Here is a 16,810-nt window from a genome sequence, read left to right on the forward strand (position 1 = left end):
GGAACAGCGCGTTGAACCGGTCGTGGGTTGGGGTCCGTACTGCGGGCCGACCGAGAACATCGACACCCACGATCCAGGAGTGATGATGAGACCGCGTGCGTACCGGAGGAACCAGGGTCCCAACCGGCGGAAGGCACTCGGTGCCGTCGTCGTCGCCGGCGTGGTGGCTGTCGCCGGAATCGCCGGTGTCCAGCTCGCCAACGCCAGCACCAACACCGTCAAGGCAGCCGGCGTCATCTCGGTGGACGGCCAGCAGTTCGACGTCTCGAAGTGCGCGGCACTCGAGATCAACGGCGCCGACGTGATCTGCGACGGCGCAAAGCTCGCCCCGCAGGAGGCGCAGGACGCCGGTGCGGCCGCGGAGGCCTCGGCGCAGGCGCTCGAGACCGCGTGCGACACGTTCGCGGCGGACGTGGCGGGTGCGGCAGCGGGTGATGCCGGTGCAGCGGGTGACGCCGGCGCAGCGGGTGACGCCGGTGCAGCGGGTGACGCCGGTGCGGCGGGTGACGCCGGTGCAGCGGGCGACGCCGGTGCGGCCGGCGACCAGAACGCCGAGGACCAGAACGCCGAAGAGGCGGCCGCGGCGGCCAAGGCGGCGAACAAGAAGCTCGCGGCCAAGTACCTGAAGTCGCTGAAGTCGGTGAAGAAGCAGAAGGAAGAGCAGCAGGCCGAGGACCAGGGCGCTGCCGATCAGGGTGCCGCGGACCAGGGTGCCGAGGACCAGGCCGGCGCGGCCGACCAGGGTGCGGCGGACGCCGCGGCGGCGGCCGCGGCGGTGACGTCCGCGCAGAAGACGCTGCTCCAGGCCTGCCTGGCGCTGGCCGACGCCAAGACGGCGGCCGGCATCGGTGCCGCCGACCAGGGCGCCGACAACGGTGCCGGGGACGCGTCCGCGGAGCCCAGCGCCGAGCCGAGCGAAGCGGCCAAGAAGGCCAAGAAGTAACAAGAAGTAAGAGGTAGTCAGGCATGCGCGAAGGGCCGGCCCGAGGTGGGCCGGCCCTTCGTCGTTGTTACCGCTCAGGCGTGGTCGCGCGTCTGAGCACCGTTGTAGTCGGCCGACCCGAGCGCCGCCGACGGCGGGATCGGGTCGGGGGCGGGCAGCGCCGCCGTCCGGTCCGGGTCGCCGCTGACCTGCGCTTCCGCGACCCGCACCTGCTCGTCCACCTGGGCCGCAGCCGCGGCGGCCGCCGCGGCCGCCGCCGCCGCCTCGCGCTCGACCGCGGCGGAGTCGACGTTTTCCTTCGGCACGTCGCCGACCATGTTGGCCAGGCCGCCCAGCGCGCCGCCGAGACCCTCGAGGGCCCGGGTCAGCTCGGTCGGCACGATCCACACCTTGTTGGCCGTGCCGTTCGCGATCTGCGGGAGGGCCTGCAGGTATTGGTAGGCCAGGACCTTCTGCGACGGGTTGGCGGTGTGGATCGCGTCGAAGACCGTGCGGATGGCCTTCGCCTGACCCTCGGCCTGCAGGATCCGGGACTGCCGGTCACCGTCGGCGCGCAGCACCGCCGCCTGCTTCTCACCCTCGGCCGTGAGGATCTGAGCCTGCTTGTGGCCCTCGGCGTTGAGGATGGTGGCCCGGCGTTCCCGCTCGGCGCGCATCTGCTTCTCCATCGAGTCGCGGATGCTCGGCGGCGGCTCGATCGCCTTGATCTCCACCCGGGTGACCTTGATGCCCCAGCGCCCGGTGGTCTCGTCGAGAACCATGGAGAGGTGCCGGTTGATCTCCTCGCGGCTGGTCAGGGCCCGCTCCAGGTCGAGGGAACCGATGACGTTACGCAGCGTGGTGACGGTCAGCTGCTCGATCGCCTGCAGGAAGTTGTTGATCTCGTAGGTGGCCCGGACCGCGTCGACGACCTTGAAGTAGAGCACCGTGTCGATCGACACGACCAGGTTGTCGGACGTGATCACCGGCTGCGGCGGGAAGGAGACGACCTGCTCACGCATGTCGACCTTGCTGCGGACCGCGTCCACGAACGGGACCAGGATGTTGAGACCCGGGCTGAGGGTCCGCTTGTATTTGCCCAGGCGCTCCACGACGTCCATCCGCTGCTGGGGGACGATGCGGACGGAGCGGAGCAGCGTGACGATGGCGAGCACCACGATCACGATTACTAGTACGCCGATCACTGCTTCCATGGCGCCTCTCTAAATGTTCGGTAAATCGTCGCGCCACACGATGGCCGTGGCGCCCTTGATCTTGATGACCCGGACACGTTCCCCCGGGAGGTATTTCTCGTTGCCGTCGAAGGATCGGGCCTGCCAGATCTCGCCGTCGATCTTGATGCAGCCATGATCGCCGTCGACCTCCTCGAGGACCGTCCCCTGGCTGGCCTCGATCGCCTCGAGCCCGATCGGCGTGTCACCGGTCTCGATGGCGGGGCGGGCATGGCGCAGGATGATCGGGCGGAGCGCGCCCACCGAGAGGCCGGAAGCGATCGCGAAGACGATCACCTGGAGTAGTAGGGGGGCGCCGAGAGCGGCGGCACCGGCCGCGGCGAGGGCACCCACCGCGAAGAAAATGATCAGGAGTGTGGCCGTGAAAGCCTCGGCGATCGCCAGTGCGATGCCGAGCACGATCCAGAGAATCGCTTCCACACCTCGATCGTGTCACGCCGACGCTCGTACGACGAGGCCGCCTCGTGGCGTAGCCATCTCGGCGGTTCGCAGTTAACCAGAACAGTCATTTGCCGAAGGGGTCCAACGTGTCGCTGCTGCCGGAGACGGCCCGCCGGGTCGACGAGATCGCCTGCCGGGCGCAGTCCGCCGGACGGGCGCCCTCGCTGGTCCTCGCGGTCGTCCGGGACCGCGCGGTCCTGCACAACGCCTGCGTCGGGGAGCACCCGGTCCCGGACGCGAAAACCCAGTACCGGGTGGGTTCGATCACCAAGACGCTGACCGCGACGATGGTCATGCAGATGCGCGACGAGGGGTTCTTCGCCCTCGACGACCTGCTCTACCGGCATCTGCCGGGCACCCCGATCGGCGGGGTGACGCTCCGGCAGATGCTCGGGCACGTCTCCGGCCTGCAACGCGAGCCGGACGGCCCGTGGTGGGAGCGCAGCACCGGCGGGGACGCCGACAAGCTGCTCGCCGACCTCGGCTACGACAAGCTGTCCGGGCCGCCGTTCCGCCGCTACCGCTACTCGAACCTGGCGTACGGGCTGCTCGGGGCGGTGCTGGAGCGGGTCACCGGGGAGTCGTGGTCGTCGCTGGTCGGCAAGCGGGTGCTCGACCCGCTCGGGATGAAGCGGACGACCTACGCGCCGATCGAGCCGTTCGCCCGCGGCTACGTGGTGCACGCGCTGGACGGCAGCCTGCACGAGGAGCCGCGGCTGGACTCGGGCGCGATGGCCCCGGCCGGCCAGCTGTGGTCGACGGTGACCGACATGGCCAAATGGGCCGCGTTCCTCACCGACCCGGCCCCGCAGGTGCTGCCGCGGGAGACGGTCGACGAGATGTGCGCGCCGGTCGCGCTCAGCGATCTGGAGTCGTGGACCGGCGGCTACGGCCTCGGCCTGCAGCTGTTCCGGGCGGGCGAGCGGGTCTACGCCGGCCACGGCGGCTCGATGCCCGGGTATGTCGCGCACCTGGTGGTGCACCGGAAGAGCCGGCTCGGCGTGATCGCGTTCGCCAACTCGTACGGCCTGACCGGGACGCACATCCGCGAGGTCGCCCTGGAGACCCTGACCTCGGTGCTGGACGCCGAGCCGGTCACCCCGGCGCCCTGGCTGCCGGTGGCCCCGCCGGCCGGGGAGGCGGTCGCGCTGGTCGGCCGCTGGTGGTGGATGGGCCGGGAGTACGAGGTCCGCGCGGACGGCGACGCCCTGGAGATGACCGGCCCCTATCACCGCTCGCGCTTCGTCCGGGAGGCCCCGGACCGCTGGCGCGGGGTGGACGGCGACAACGAGGGCGAGGTGCTAGCCGCCCTCCGCGACCCGGACGGCACGGTGGTGAAGATCGACATCGCCACGTTCGTCTTCAGCCGCGACCCGAGCCACCTGGCCTGACCCCAACCCGAGCGCCAGTCCCCCGGCCACCACGGCGACGCCCAGCCAGACGGCCGGGGCCGGCCTCGGGCCGCCGAGCGCCACCCCGGCCGCCGCCGCGGCGATCGGGGCGATGCCGGTGAGCAGGCCCGCGCGGGCCGAGCCGATCCGCTCGACGCAGGTGTACCAGAGGACGAACGCGACCGCGGTGACCAGCACCGCCAGGTAGACGCCGGCCAGCACGTCGTCGCGGTGCAGCCGCAGCACCGCGGCCGGGCCCTCCCGGACGACGCCGGCGAGACCGAAGACGACCGCGGCCATCCAGGTCGCGTGCACCGACACGCCCATCGGGCCGTGCCGGCCGAGCAGCGGGACGGCCAGGAGCGTGAACCCGGCCTCGCACAGGAACGTCACCACCGCCCACATCAGACCGATCGCGTCGGTGCGGCCGAAACCCTGCACCAGGGCCGCGCCCCCGGTCACCACCACCGCGGCGAGGACGAGCCGGGGCGCGACGCCGCGTCCTTCGAGGACCGGGCCGGCCACCGCCAGCAGCACCGGCACGCAGGCCACGGCCACGCCGAGGACGGCCGGCTCGGCGTGCCGGGAACCGAGGACCAGGGCGAGGTTGAAGACGAACATTCCGGTTACCACTACGCCGGACAGCCACAGCCATTCGGTGCCGCGCGGGCGGGTCACCTTTCTGAAAATGAGCAGCAGCAACAGGCAGGCCAGCGCGTAGCGCAGGGCCTGGACGGTCAGGAGCGGGGCGTCGGCGAGGGCGCCGGAGACGGCCACGCTGCCGCCGACGAAGGTCATGCCGGCCGCGCCGGCGAGGGCGGGAAGGCGGTTCACGGGAACCATGCTTCCGCCGGGTATGGTCCATTTGAAGGGCCAATTGAGGTACGCATAAGGAGGACCAATTTCCGGCTCCGACTTCCTCCAGCTCCGCGCCGAGGATGCCCCGGTCAAGGGCCTCACCACCTGGCTGACGGCCGGCCTGCGGGAGGCGATCAACGGCGGCCGGCTCGCGTCCGGCGCCCGGCTGCCGGCCACCCGGGTGCTCGCCGCCGAGCTGAACATCTCCCGCGGCGTCGTCGTCGAGGCCTACCAGCGGCTCATCGACGAAGGGCTGGCCACCGGCCGGACCGGCGCCGGGACCACGGTGCTGGGCCACGGCCGGGACGCCGAACCGCCCTCGGACCGCCGGCGCGCCCTCGACGACCTGCGGCTGCCGCTGCCGCCGCCCGAGCACATCGACATCGACCTGTCGCCGGGCGTGCCCGACCTGTCGGCGTTCCCGCGCGCCCAGTGGCTGCGCGCCGAACGGGCCGTCCTCGACGAGATCACCGCCGCCGACCTCGGTTACGGCGATCCGGGCGGCACCCCGCGGCTGCGGGCCGAGCTGGCCGGCTGGCTGCGCCGCACCCGCGGGGTCCGGGCCGAGGCCGACGACATCATCGTGGTGGGCGGGGTGGCGCAGGCTCTCGCGCTGCTCGCGCAGACGCTGCACGCCGGCGGCGTGACCGCCGCGGCGGTCGAGGATCCGGGTTCGCGCGGGGCCCGGGATCAGATGGCCCATTGGGGGGTACGACCGGAAGGGGTACCCGTCGACGACGAAGGCATCCTGGTCGACCGGATCACCCAGGAGGCCGCGGTGCTGACCCCGGCGCACCAGTTCCCGACCGGGGTGGTGCTGAGCCCGGCCCGCCGGCGCGCGCTGCTGGAGTGGGGCGGCCTGGTCATCGAGGACGACTACGACGCCGAGCACCGCTACGACCGGGCGCCGGTCGCCGCGCTGCAGGGGTCGGCACCGGAGCGGGTCGCCTACTCCGGCAGCGTCTCCAAGTCGCTCGCGCCCGGCATGCGGATCGGGTGGCTGATCGCGCCGCGCCGCCTGCAGGCCGCGCTCCTGGAGGCCAAGCACGACACCGACCTGGGCAGTCCGGCCATCCCGCAGCTCGTCCTGGCGCGCCTGCTGAGCAACGGCGACTACGAGAAACACCTGCGACTGGTACGCGGGCGGCAGCGGCGCCGGCGGGACGCGCTGCTGGCCGCGCTCCGGCAGCACCTGCCGGCCGCGCGGGTGACCGGCGTGGCGGCGGGGCTGCATCTGGTCGTCATGCTGCCCGAGCCGATGTCCGATGCCATTCTTGCGGAGCGGGCCGCAGCCGACGGCGTACTCGTGCATCCGCTGTCATGGCACCGCCTGCAACCGGGCCCACCCGGCCTGATCATCGGTTATGCCGCCCATTCTCCGGATCGGCTTGCCGAAGCCGCGAAGCGGCTCGGAAGCCTTACTCTCCCCCGACCGTGACGAAATCGATGAGCCGTTCCATCGAATTGATGAGCGGGGTCTCGACGTCCTTGTAGCTGCTCACCTCGCGGAGGATGAGTCGCCACATGTCGGCCGGATGGCGCACGCCGAAGGCTTCGCAGACGCCCTCTTTCCAGGGGCGGCCGGGCGGGATGACCGGCCATTTCTTGATGCCGATCCGGTCCGGTTTCACCGCCTGCCAGATGTCGATGTAGGGGTGGCCGGTGACCAGCACGTTCGGGTCCTTGACGGCGGCGACGATGCGGCTCTCCTTGGAGCCGGGCACCAGATGGTCGACGAGCACGCCGAGGCGGCGGTCGCGGCTCGGGCCGAAGGCGTTCACCTCGGCGGCGAGATCGTCGATGCCGTCCAGCGGCTCCACCACGATGCCCTCGATCCGCAGGTCGTCGCCCCAGATCCGCTCGACCAGCGCGGCGTCGTGGATGCCCTCGACCCAGATCCGGCTGGCCTTCGCGACCTGGGCCTTGACGCCGGCGACGGCGATCGAGCCGGACGCGGTGATGCGTCGTTCGGGCGCCTGGGAAACGGCCGGCTTCCGTAACGTCACCGCCTTGCCGTCGAGCAGGAACGCGGCCGGGGTCAGCGGGAAATTGCGCCGCTTGCCGAACCGGTCCTCCAGGACGACCGCACCGAGTTCGAACCCGACGACCGCGCCGCAGAACCCGGAATCGGCGTCCTCGACCACCAGATCCGGCTCGGCGTCCACCTCGGGCACGACTTTCTTCTTGCGCCACTGCGCCTTGAGCACGTCCTCCCCATACATGCAAGGCACGGTAACCCGTGCGTTGGGACACGGCGTTTCTGACGCTCCGGCCGAGACAACCTTCCCGGTGGGCACGTACCCTTGCTCGCATGTCCCCCGCAGCTGATGCGGCTACCCGCACCGCGCGGCGCTCCACCAGGTTCGTGTCCTGGGTTCGCGCCTGGCGCGCCGGGCTCGTGCCCTTCGACGAGCTGGCCGACGAGATCGCCGCCGACGAGGAGCACCTCGTCGCCGACGCCCCCGGCACGTGGACCGATGTGCCGCTGCCGCAGGGGCTGCCCCTGTTCGCCAAGCTCCACCCCGACGACATCCGCCTGGTGCTGCCCGCGCCCGGCGATCCGCGCGGCCTGCCCGGCCCGGGCGAGCTGACCGGCGCGGCGCTGCTGGCCGGCGAGGCCGTGATGACGCCCGCGTTCGGGGTGGTGCCCCAGGTCCGGCAGCACACGTCGGGCTCGGGCGTCGAGTTCGAGACCGTGCTGTGGCGCTTCTTCGGAGTCGACGACCACCGGCCGGTCTTCCAGATGGGCGCGGCCGAGGCCGAGGCCGAGCTGACCCACGCGCTCGGCGAGACCACCGCCCAGCTCACCAAGCTGGACGTCGCGCAGTGGAAGCCCGAGCTGGCCGGGGCGCTGCAGGCGTTGCGGCGCCCGGAGAGCACCGCCACGCTGCCGCCCGGCTTCGACCCGCGGGCGCGCCGGCTGTTCGCCCGGGCCAGCGTTCTCGACCAGGTGCTGGCGCTGGCCGGCACCAACTCGCCCGGCGGCGCCATCAACGGATACGAGGCGCAGCAACGCGATGCGGCGCTGCGGCCGCTGATGTCCGCCTGCCGTCAGGCGCTCGTGGCCGCCTGCAATTCACCGCTGCATGCCTGACCGGTTCGCGCACTGCACGTTCTGCGGCGCGCGGTTCACCCCTGGACAGGCGTGGCCGCGGCGCTGCGGCGCGTGCGGCGAGACCAGCTACCGCAATCCGACGCCGGTGGCGGTGGCCGTGCAGCCGGTCGGTTCCGGTCTGCTGGTGGTGCGGCGCGGCATTCCGCCGGCACGCGACCTGCTGGCGCTGCCGGGCGGTTTCATCGACTACGGCGAGTCGTGGCAGGACGCCACGGTCCGCGAGCTCTTCGAGGAGGTCGGCCTGGCCGCCGACGCCGCCGAGGTTCAACTTTTCGACACGCTCAGCGCCCCGGACGGAACGCTGCTCGTCTTCGGACTCCTGCCGGCCCTCCCCGACGCCGGTGCGCTCCCGCCGTCGGTGCCCAACGACGAAAGTCAGGGCTGGGAGATTTTGTACGGTCCGGCCGAGCTGGGCTTCAGTCTGCACACCGCGGTCGCCAACCGGTACTTCACGGGCTGATCAGCTCGACCGCCACCCGGGCCCGGTCGCCGGGCTCGAGCTTCTGCGCCTTGCGGACCGCCCGCTTCACCGGCAGCACGTAGGTGCCCTGCTTGGCGTCCGGGAAGATCGACGTCCGCCAGACGGTGGTGCCGATCCGCGCCTCGACCCGCACCGCCCCGAAACCGCGGCGCTGCCCGCCGGTCCGGTCCCGGATCTCGTCCGACGCCTCGGCCGGCAGGCTCACGAACGTCCAGCCCTCGTCCGGTCGCGCGTCCCAGATCCAGAGCTCGGCGTCGAATGCGTAATGCATGCCATCAGATTGCCATGTTGTTCACATAAAACGAGTTAGTAATCAGGCCATCGCGGATTGTGGTCTACCCGCCCGGTATGGAATCGTTCGGAGTCGATGTGTCCGGCGGCTACCGGCTGCCCCGGCCGGAGGCCCTGATGACCGAGTTCCTGCTGCTCAAGCCCGCTGCGCCCGAGCAGCTTCCGAGAGACGTGCGCGGCTTCACCGGGCGCTCCGCCGAGCTGGTCCGGCTCGACGCGCTCGCCGACGGCGCGATCGCGCTGCTCACCGGTCCGGCCGGCATCGGCAAGACCGCCCTGGCCGTCCGCTGGGGGCATCGGGCCGCCGAGCGTTTCCCGGACGGGCAGCTCTTCGTCAACCTGCGCGGCTTCGACCACGTCGTGCCGCCGATGGAGCCGGCCGAGGCGCTGCGGCGGCTCCTCACCGCGCTCGGCGTGCCCACCCGGCGGGTCCCGGCCGGGCTGGACGAGCGGGCCGCGCTCTACCGCGCCGAGATGGCCGACCGGCGAGCCCTGGTCGTGCTCGACAACGCCGGCGTCGCCACCCAGGTCCGCCCACTGCTGGCCGCCGCCCGCAACTGCGTGACCGTGGTGACCTGCCGGAACCAGCTGACCGGCCTGATCGTGCGGGAGGGCGCCCAACCGGCCGAGGTGCCTCCGCTGGCCCCGGCCGAGGCCGCCCAGCTGCTCGGCCACCGGCTCGGACCGGACCGGGTGGCCGGCGAGACCCTGGCCGTCGCCGACATGATCGACCGGTGCGCCCGATTACCGCTGGCCCTGTCCCTCGCCGCGGCGCGCGCCGCCGGCCGCCCCCGCCGGCCGCTCGCCGACCTGGTCGGCGAGATCGGGGCGCCGACCGGCTGCGGTCACCCGCACGCCGACGTGCGAGCGGTTTTCGCCTGGTCGTACCGGGCGTTGAGCGCCACCGCGGCCCGGCTCTTCCGGATGCTCGGCCGGCACCCGGCGCACGACCTCACCGCGACCGCGACCGCCGGAATGGCCGGTCTCACCGTCGGTCAGGCCACCGTCCTGCTCGCCGAGTTGGCCCGGGCCGGCCTGCTCAGCGAGTTCGCACCCGGCCGCTACTCGTGCCACGACCTCCTACGGACGTACGCCGCCGAGTTGGCTTCGACGCGGCCGACCCTTTCGTCCGGAACGGCGTAGGCTGAGCGGACCTGCCGGTCTTGATCGTCGGACCCGTGGTGGGAGAACAGATCCGGACCGGAGGCCGCCACCGTGACGAACGCTTGGCGTGGTCCGCAAACAGGTAAAACCGATGACTGCTGTGTCCGTCGTGTCCGAAGCTGAACACCTCGCCCGCGTAGCCCGACTGATCGCTGACCACGGCCCCGACGTCGCCATCCTGTGTGACGCCTTCGTGGCCGGGCCGACCGATGTGCATGGAGCCGGGCTGGCGGTCATGACGCCGCTGGTGCAACAGGTGCGCTACATCAGCGACCAGGTCAGCGCCCAGGTCGAGGAGCTGCAGGTGATGCTCGGCGAGGGCCCCTGCGTCGAGGCGTTCACCCGCCGGCAGCCGGTGCTGGTGTCCGACCTGGACGACCCGCACTGGCTGCGGCACTGGCCGATGTTCGCACCGGCCGCGGTCGGCGCCGGCGCGCGGGCGGTGTTCGCCCTGCCGATGCAGGTCGGCGCGATCTGCGTGGGGGTGGTCGACCTGTACCGGTCGGGCCCCGGTGCGCTGGGCGGCGACGATCTGGCCGAGGCGCTGGCGTTCGCCGACGCGGCCACCGAGCTGCTCCTGGCCGAACACCTGCCCGGCGGTGAGCTGCCCGGCAGTTCCCGGACCTTCTCGCACCGCGCGGTCGTGCACCAGGCCACCGGCATGGTCAGCGCGCAGCTGGGGGTGCCGGTGGCCGACGCGTTCCTGCGGCTGCGGGCCTACGCGTTCGCGGCCGAGCGGGCCCTCGACGAGGTGGCCGGCGAGGTGGTCGGCCGCCGGCTGCGCTTCGACCAGACCGAGGACACCGATGCTGGTGACTAGGCCGACCGGGAGGCACCGGTGAGTACCGGAGAAGAGCACGCTCTGGCGACGGCGTTCGTCGAACTGTCCGACCAGCTTGTCGCCGACTACGACGTGGTGGAGTTCCTGCACCTGCTGACCCGCAGATGCGTGGAACTGCTCGGCGTGCAGGCGGCCGGCATCATGATCAGCGACCGGCGCGGCGCACTGCGGGTGATGGCCTGCTCGTCCGAGCAGGCACACCTGCTGGAGTTGTTCGAGGTGGAGACCGACCAGGGCCCCTGCGTCCAGTGCTACGCCACCGGTGCGCCGGTCGACGCGCCGGATCTCGGCCGGGCCGACCTGCGCTGGCCGGGCTTCGCGGCCCGGGCCCGGGAGGCCGGCTTCCACGCGGTGTACGCGATTCCGGTGCGGCTGCGCGACGAGGTCATCGGTGTGCTCAACCTCTTCGCCGTCCGCCCCGGCCCGCTCTCCGAAACCGCGACGCACGCCGCGCGGGCGATGGCCAACATCACCGCCATCAGCCTGCTGCAGCACCGCGCCGTCGAGTACCGGCAGATCCTCGCCGAGCAACTCCAGTACGCCATGAACAGCCGGGTGGCGATCGAACAGGCCAAGGGGATCCTGGCCGAAAACCTCGGTCTCGACATGGGCGGCGCCTTCGCGGAGCTGCGCCGTTTCGCGGCCCGCATCGGGCGGCGGCTCAGCGACGTCGCCGCGGCCGTCGCCGCCGGCGATTTCGGACCGGCCCTGATCGACCCGGCCGGCCCGCTCCGGGTGCTGCTGGTCCGCCGCTTCTCCGCCGAGACGCTCAGCCGGGTCCGCGCGGCCGTCGGCCAGATCGTCGCCCGGCACGGCCTGCCCGAGGCCCAGACCTGGCAGTTCGTCCTCGCCGTGCACGAGGCCGCCGCCAACGCGGTCCGGCACGGCGGCGGCGGCGGGCAGGTCCTGCTGTGGATGCAGCGCGGCACCCTGAGCGCCGAGATCAGCGACGAGGGCCCCGGCATCCTGGGCGGCCGCGCCGCCGTCCCGACCACCGACCCCGGCACCGTGGTGCGGAGCGGCCGCGGGCTGTGGCTGATCAACCGGGTCTGCCGCGAGCTGGACATCCAGACCGGCACCTCCGGCACCCGCCTGACCATGCACTACCCGCTCGACTCACCGCCGGCCGACCTGGTGGACGACGAATTCGCCTAGTCGATCAGGCCCGCCACGATCAGCTCACCCAGCAGCACCTTGATGGCCGGCGCGCACCGGTGGATCTCGGCCGAGGTGAACCACCCCAGCTCCCCGATCTCGGCCGCCGCCGCCGGTTGGTCGTCGTTCTTCCCGCCGGTGAAACAGATCAGCCGCACCTGGGTGCCCGGCGGCCGGTTGTGCGCCTCCGCCACGATCTCGGTGAACAGCGTCAGATCCGCCGGATCGACCACGAGGCCGACCTCCTCGCGCACCTCCCGCGCCGCCGCCTCCGGGTAGGTCTCCCCCGGCTCGGGTTTCCCGCCCGGCAGATAGAACACGTCGGTGTAGTGCGGCCGCACCACGAGAACCCGCCGGTCCCGCACGCACACCCAGGCCGTCGCCAGAACCTCTTTTCGCACGGCCGCGAGCCTAATGGTCAGTCGCGCACGGTGATCGGGGTGCCCGGGTCAAGCTGCGCGAGCAGGGTCCGCTGGGCGTCCCTGGGCATCCGGACGCACCCGTTGGAGACGTTGCGGCCGAACACCGACGAGCGGTACCAGGCGTGGATGCCGGTGTGCGCGCCGCGCAGCCCGGGCGCGACGGCGTCGCGATCGTCCGGGACGGCGCCGAGCACGAGAGCGTCCAGGCCCGCGTAGACCGAACCGTGCGTGCCGGTCCGGCCGAGCACGAAGGTCCGGCCCAGCGGCGTCGGGGTGCGGTCGGCGCCGATGGCCACGGTCCAGGTTTTTTGCCGTACGCCGTCCCGCAGCCACGTCAAGGTCCGGTCGCCCCGCCGCACGATCAGGTGGTCGCGCAACGTTTTCGCATGCCAGCCGCCGTCCGGCAGCCAGCCGATGCGCCGGTTGACCGACGGCAGCAGGACCGCCGACCAGCCGGGTCTCTTGGCCACGATCGGGACGATCACGGTGACCCCGCGGATCGTCGGCGCGAGGAAGGCCCGCGGTCTGCCACCGGGCGCGTCATAGACGGCGAGTTGGTGCGCCGGGTGCAGCCCTTCCGGGAGGTGGGCTTCGGAAGCCTGGTCGGGATCGGCCGGAAACCCCCGCGGGACATGCAGGTAGCTGATCACCGGCAGATCGTCGGGGGCCGCGGCGGCCGGGAGGATGCGGTCGACGGTCGGGGTGGGTCTCGGCGTCGGCGCCGGGGTGGTCGGCGCGGGCGGCGGCTGGGCAACGGGGGCGACCGGCTCGCGGGTCGCGATCTTGGAGGTGCCGGCCAGCACACAGAAGGCCAGCACCAGCGCCGGCACGGCCCCCGCCCGGCGGGTGCGAACGAGGCTGGGCCCGCGACGCATCCGACCAACTTAGGCGCAGTAGCGGATTTATGTCGGCATTTAGGGCAATTTCCCTCCCAGGGGCTGGATCAGTTCCAGAGAAGCGTCACGCCCAGGTTCGTCGCCATCCAGCTGACGTCGTCGAATTGCTGAGCGGTGAGCACGGCCCGGGCCGTCCGCAGTTCGGCAAGACCGTTCTGCTGGAGCCATCGGGACGGCGAACGATCGATGAGGCCGTCCAGAGCGCCCACGTCGTTGCGCTGCCGTGCGGAACGAATGAAGGCAAGCATCCACGACCGGCGCCGGGAAAGACCTTCGACAATCCCCTGCGCCTCCATCGTGGGTTGCACATCGATCTCCGGCCGAAGGGTGAAGACCGCCAGCGACAGCGCGAAGCCGGGCCGGTGCCGGTCCTGCGACTCCCAGGCCTTCTCGAAAACGCCACTCAGATGGCGCCGAAGCAACGCGCCGGATTGCTGTTCTCCGGCGAGATGGATGAGAGCGACGAGGCTGGACTCGCTGATGTGCCAGAGGTCCCGCCACCCTCCGATCGCCCGGACCAGCGCATTGTCCAGCGCCCTCTCCTCCATGCTTTCCCGGACGAACAGCCGAAGCTCCACCAGGGCGGCCAGATCCGGCCGGCCGAGTGCTTCCTGCATCACGAGGTCCTGAACGAGATATTCGGCCGAGATTCCGGAACCCTGTCGACGCAACTCGGCAAGGGCGGGCGCCAGGAATTGCGACGGCCGATCCTGGAACTCGGCCCGGAGCGCCGCGCCGGCGGCGATCAGGTCGTCGATGGCCAGATGAATCCACTGCGGATCGGTCGATGATTTGGCCCGCACCAGCAGCCGGGCGTCATACCAGGAGAGTCCGGCCAATTCCTCCGCCGACTCCACCCCGGTTAACGGCAGATCGGCGAGAGACGCGGAGCCCTCCGCGGCCTGGACGACCTCCCACGCTGCCTGAGTGATCGGCGCCAGCGCGGGCCCCACGTCATCTCCGCCCGGCAGTGCCGCACGAAGGAGCCACGTATCCGATTCGGTCGTGTCGACGGCCCGCAGCTTGGTCAGCCGGGCGTCGATGAGGTCCCCGAAGAGACTTGCCCGCGTACCCAGCCCTGCCCGCCGTATCGCCAGGTAGAGAGCTTCCAGATCGGCCGGAGCCGCGCCGTGGACGTCGGCCAGGCTCAGCGCCGCGGGCACGTAGGTGAGGTCGTCGCCGAGCGCGCGGCTCTGGATCACCAGCGTCTCGATCCGGGACCGGCTGTTCACCAGGCGGAAGTCGCTGACCGCACGCACCTTGACGGTCGCGCCGTCCACCTCGCACTCGATCATCGGCGCCACGCCCGCGAGGGCCTCCGGCGAGAACCAGCTCCGCCACAGGCTGACGAGCCGCATCCACGGCGTCTCGCCTCCGGTGGCCGGGATCGTCAACGCAAACCCGCTGTGGTCGGAGATCATCGCGCCGGTGAGTACCAGGTTGAGGGTGTAGACGGCCAGGTGGCCCAGGTAGGAGAAGCGGTCGAACGCGGTGGCCGCCGGGCCGTGCACGAACCAGGCGGGCGGCGTCTCACTCAGCACGTCACGCAACTGCTGGGCGATCACCAACTGCAGCGACGACACCGCGCCGGCGCCGGCGCGGTGCGGCAGCCATTCCTGGATCATCCGGAGCACGACCGGGCGGGTGTGCAGGGCAGTGAACGACAGACCGGCGAACCAGAATTCGTGCGGGTTGGCGAGATTTTCCCGTAACGCCGGCAGCAGCACGTCGTCGTCGCGGAGCTTCGACACCAGCGTTGCCTGCTGCAGCAGCCGTCGCACGATGAAATCGGCCGTCAGGAACTCGCCGAACGTGTTGTGCAAAAACTCGAAGGCGGTCGCCACACCGCCCCGGCTACGGGACTCGTGGATGAAGAAGAAGCTGCCCAGCAGCAGATCGGCTTGGCTCAACGCCTCGCCGCCGGAGACCTCGATCTCGCGCCGGGCCCCGAAGTAGTCGATGTCGCGGTCCAGGTCGCTCTGCAGAATGTGCAGGCTACGCCGGTTGAACATGCCGATCGCGGCGACGCCGAGCCGCACCAGATCCTCGTCGACCAGTGACTCGCGCCGGGCGGCCGGCAGCGCCTCGAACTCCCGCCCGCTCTCCCCCTTGGCACGTTCCCGGTGGATGAATCGCCGCAGCAGGCTGTCGTAGAGGATGGTCCGGTCGAGTTGGGAACGGCTGAGCTCGTTCGCGTCGGCATCGTAGATGGCGAGCATGAGCAGCAGCAACGGCTGTTGCGCCAGCTCCACCAGCTGCGCCCGCTGCGGCACCGCGAAGCGCTCGACGTTCGCCTGCGCGAAGTAGGCCGCGTTGGTCCCGTTCCAGATCGCGGTCCACCGGTCGCGACGGTTCTCGTCGAACTCCATCAGACGCAGCACCGTCGTACCGTCCGGGATCGCTGCCTTGTCGATCAGGGTGAGCCGGCTCGTCACCATGATCCGGACCGGGCGTTTCAGACGCATCTCCCGGGTCTGGAACCGCTGAACCTTGTCCAGATAGCCGGCGAACACCTTGCCGGTCGACTGCAGGAGCTCGTCGTAGCCGTCCAGGATGATCAGCGGCGGATTCCCGGCCAGCGCCTTCGCGAAGTCCACCCAGTTGACGTCGTGGCCGGTGTCCTCGCGGATCTGCTCCTCGATCTGCGCCTGGATGTCGGCCTCGGGGTCGATGTCGCGCAACTCCAGCCGGACCGTGTTGAAGGCCGGTGCCGACAGCCGGGCCGCGATCAACTCGGTCAGCAGCGACTTGCCCGACCCCGGGTGGCCGAGGACCAGCAGCGGCGACGCGGCACTGTACGGCGACGCGAAGAAGGCGGTCAGGTATCCGCCGAGGTCGTCGCGGGTGGGCAGGTCCGCCCACAGCGCCTCGTTCTCCAGGTTGACGGCTCGCCCGGAGTACCGGATCACCTGGTAGGCCTGCGGCACGAAAGAAGTCCCCGGATGCGAGCATCAGGTCGAGGTACTGCGCGAAGTAGTACCGCACCGCGCTCTCCGGCAGCCGCCCGAGCGGTTCCGGCGGCGCCGTGATGCCCATCTCGCCGAGCAGTTCCGCCAGCGCAACGGCCATTCCGGAGTACATCTTCCGCCGTTCGGCGGCTTCGTCCAGGAACGACGCGGTCGGGTGGGGCAGCGAGACCGGCGGCAGGTTCGCGTAGCCGGTCTCGTCGCCGAACTCGACGGGTGCGCCGGCCGGAGCTCGCCGGACGATCTCCCGCTGTTGTTCGTCGGTCAGCCGGACCGAACCGAGGAACTTGCCGAGTTCGGCGTCCATGGCGGCGAAGAACGCGGTGTAGGTGATGAGGAAGTGCGCGGCCGCGAGCGCGTCACCGCGGTCGAGGAAGTCGCTCTTGCGCCCGGCGATCTTCCGCGCCAGATCACTTGCCTGCCGGATCATGTCCGACTTCATGTCGAACAGGGCCAGCAACGGCACCGCCGCCGGCCCGAGCACCGCGGGCGAGAGAATCAGCGCGGCCGAGAAGACCCGATCGACCAGGTCCACCCACTTCGCCGAGCCGTCGTCGTCGACCAGCGCCCGCACCGCCGCGTAATCAGCCTCTACCGCCTTCGGACGCTTCACC

16 protein-coding genes and 1 pseudogene are annotated in these 16,810 nt (G+C 71.4%); 8 read left to right on the forward strand and 9 right to left on the reverse strand.

Features of this window, described 5'->3' with window-relative positions:
• Positions 1-85 precede the first annotated feature (85 nt).
• On the forward strand, positions 86-943 hold the full coding sequence (locus tag Adu01nite_RS22745; protein ID WP_203728960.1) for a hypothetical protein: 858 nt from the start codon (positions 86-88) through the stop codon (positions 941-943).
• A 74-nt stretch (positions 944-1,017) separates the two neighbouring features.
• Here Adu01nite_RS22745 and Adu01nite_RS22750 read toward each other — a convergent pair whose 3' ends face one another.
• Positions 1,018-2,136, reverse strand: coding sequence for an SPFH domain-containing protein (locus Adu01nite_RS22750; RefSeq protein WP_203728962.1), 1,119 nt, complete (start codon positions 2,134-2,136; stop codon positions 1,018-1,020).
• A gap of 9 nt (positions 2,137-2,145) precedes the next feature.
• Complete coding sequence (locus Adu01nite_RS22755; RefSeq protein WP_203728964.1) at positions 2,146-2,595, reverse strand: NfeD family protein; 450 nt, start codon at positions 2,593-2,595, stop codon at positions 2,146-2,148.
• Positions 2,596-2,702: 107 nt separating this feature from the next.
• On the opposite strand from Adu01nite_RS22755, the gene Adu01nite_RS22760 reads away from it, so the two are divergent.
• The gene (locus Adu01nite_RS22760; protein WP_203728966.1) at positions 2,703-4,007 is read left to right on the forward strand and encodes a serine hydrolase domain-containing protein; all 1,305 of its coding nucleotides are present in this window, start codon (positions 2,703-2,705) and stop codon (positions 4,005-4,007) included.
• Here Adu01nite_RS22760 and Adu01nite_RS22765 read toward each other — a convergent pair.
• Positions 3,918-4,841 carry a DMT family transporter gene (locus tag Adu01nite_RS22765; RefSeq protein WP_203728968.1) on the reverse strand — a complete coding sequence of 308 codons (924 nt, stop codon included), beginning with the start codon at positions 4,839-4,841 and terminating at the stop codon, positions 3,918-3,920. The two genes, Adu01nite_RS22760 and Adu01nite_RS22765, sit on opposite strands and share 90 nt — an antisense overlap.
• Before the next feature lie 133 nt (positions 4,842-4,974).
• Between Adu01nite_RS22765 and pdxR the strand changes: the two genes are divergently transcribed.
• Positions 4,975-6,303, forward strand: a complete 1,329-nt coding sequence (gene pdxR / locus Adu01nite_RS22770; protein WP_239132633.1) for a MocR-like pyridoxine biosynthesis transcription factor PdxR — start codon at positions 4,975-4,977, stop codon at positions 6,301-6,303.
• Here pdxR and Adu01nite_RS22775 read toward each other — a convergent pair.
• Positions 6,284-7,087, reverse strand: coding sequence for a DUF3097 domain-containing protein (locus Adu01nite_RS22775; protein WP_203728970.1), 804 nt, complete (start codon positions 7,085-7,087; stop codon positions 6,284-6,286). The genes pdxR and Adu01nite_RS22775 overlap by 20 nt on opposite strands.
• 89 nt (positions 7,088-7,176) lie before the next feature.
• On the opposite strand from Adu01nite_RS22775, the gene Adu01nite_RS22780 reads away from it, so the two are divergent.
• Both Adu01nite_RS22780 and Adu01nite_RS22785 read left to right on the forward strand, forming a co-directional pair.
• On the forward strand, positions 7,177-7,959 hold the full coding sequence (locus Adu01nite_RS22780) for an Rv1486c family protein (RefSeq protein WP_203728972.1): 783 nt from the start codon (positions 7,177-7,179) through the stop codon (positions 7,957-7,959).
• Positions 7,952-8,440, forward strand: a complete 489-nt coding sequence (locus Adu01nite_RS22785; protein WP_203728974.1) for an NUDIX domain-containing protein — start codon at positions 7,952-7,954, stop codon at positions 8,438-8,440. The genes Adu01nite_RS22780 and Adu01nite_RS22785 overlap by 8 nt, the downstream gene beginning before the upstream one ends.
• On the opposite strand, the gene Adu01nite_RS22790 is transcribed toward Adu01nite_RS22785, so the two are convergent.
• Complete coding sequence (locus tag Adu01nite_RS22790) at positions 8,430-8,732, reverse strand: DUF1905 domain-containing protein (RefSeq protein ID WP_203728976.1); 303 nt, start codon at positions 8,730-8,732, stop codon at positions 8,430-8,432. The two genes, Adu01nite_RS22785 and Adu01nite_RS22790, sit on opposite strands and share 11 nt — an antisense overlap.
• 77 nt (positions 8,733-8,809) lie before the next feature.
• Between Adu01nite_RS22790 and Adu01nite_RS22795 the strand changes: the two genes are divergently transcribed.
• From Adu01nite_RS22795 to Adu01nite_RS22805, 3 genes are all read left to right on the forward strand, one after another.
• On the forward strand, positions 8,810-9,895 hold the full coding sequence (locus Adu01nite_RS22795; protein WP_203728978.1) for an ATP-binding protein: 1,086 nt from the start codon (positions 8,810-8,812) through the stop codon (positions 9,893-9,895).
• Positions 9,896-10,007: 112 nt separating this feature from the next.
• On the forward strand, positions 10,008-10,736 hold the full coding sequence (locus Adu01nite_RS22800; protein ID WP_203728980.1) for a GAF and ANTAR domain-containing protein: 729 nt from the start codon (positions 10,008-10,010) through the stop codon (positions 10,734-10,736).
• Between the two features lie 18 nt (positions 10,737-10,754).
• Positions 10,755-11,912 carry an ATP-binding protein gene (locus Adu01nite_RS22805; RefSeq protein WP_203728982.1) on the forward strand — a complete coding sequence of 386 codons (1,158 nt, stop codon included), beginning with the start codon at positions 10,755-10,757 and terminating at the stop codon, positions 11,910-11,912.
• Here the strand turns inward: Adu01nite_RS22805 and Adu01nite_RS22810 are convergent.
• From Adu01nite_RS22810 to Adu01nite_RS49155, 4 genes and pseudogenes are all read right to left on the reverse strand, one after another.
• Entirely contained in the window at positions 11,909-12,313 is a 405-nt protein-coding gene (locus tag Adu01nite_RS22810) for an NUDIX hydrolase (protein WP_239132627.1), read from the reverse strand. The two genes, Adu01nite_RS22805 and Adu01nite_RS22810, sit on opposite strands and share 4 nt — an antisense overlap.
• A 17-nt stretch (positions 12,314-12,330) precedes the next feature.
• Positions 12,331-13,209: a L,D-transpeptidase gene (locus tag Adu01nite_RS22815; RefSeq protein WP_239132628.1), complete on the reverse strand. Its 879-nt coding sequence runs from the start codon at positions 13,207-13,209 to the stop codon at positions 12,331-12,333.
• A gap of 68 nt (positions 13,210-13,277) precedes the next feature.
• On the reverse strand, positions 13,278-16,157 hold the full coding sequence (locus tag Adu01nite_RS22820) for an NACHT domain-containing protein (RefSeq protein ID WP_203728984.1): 2,880 nt from the start codon (positions 16,155-16,157) through the stop codon (positions 13,278-13,280).
• A 61-nt stretch (positions 16,158-16,218) separates the two neighbouring features.
• Positions 16,219-16,809, reverse strand: a pseudogene (locus tag Adu01nite_RS49155) (NACHT N-terminal helical domain 7-containing protein); the annotation flags it as partial.
• Position 16,810 lies beyond the last annotated feature (1 nt).

Source organism: Paractinoplanes durhamensis, assembly GCF_016862175.1.
GTDB classification, from domain to species: Bacteria; Actinomycetota; Actinomycetes; order Mycobacteriales; family Micromonosporaceae; genus Actinoplanes; species Actinoplanes durhamensis.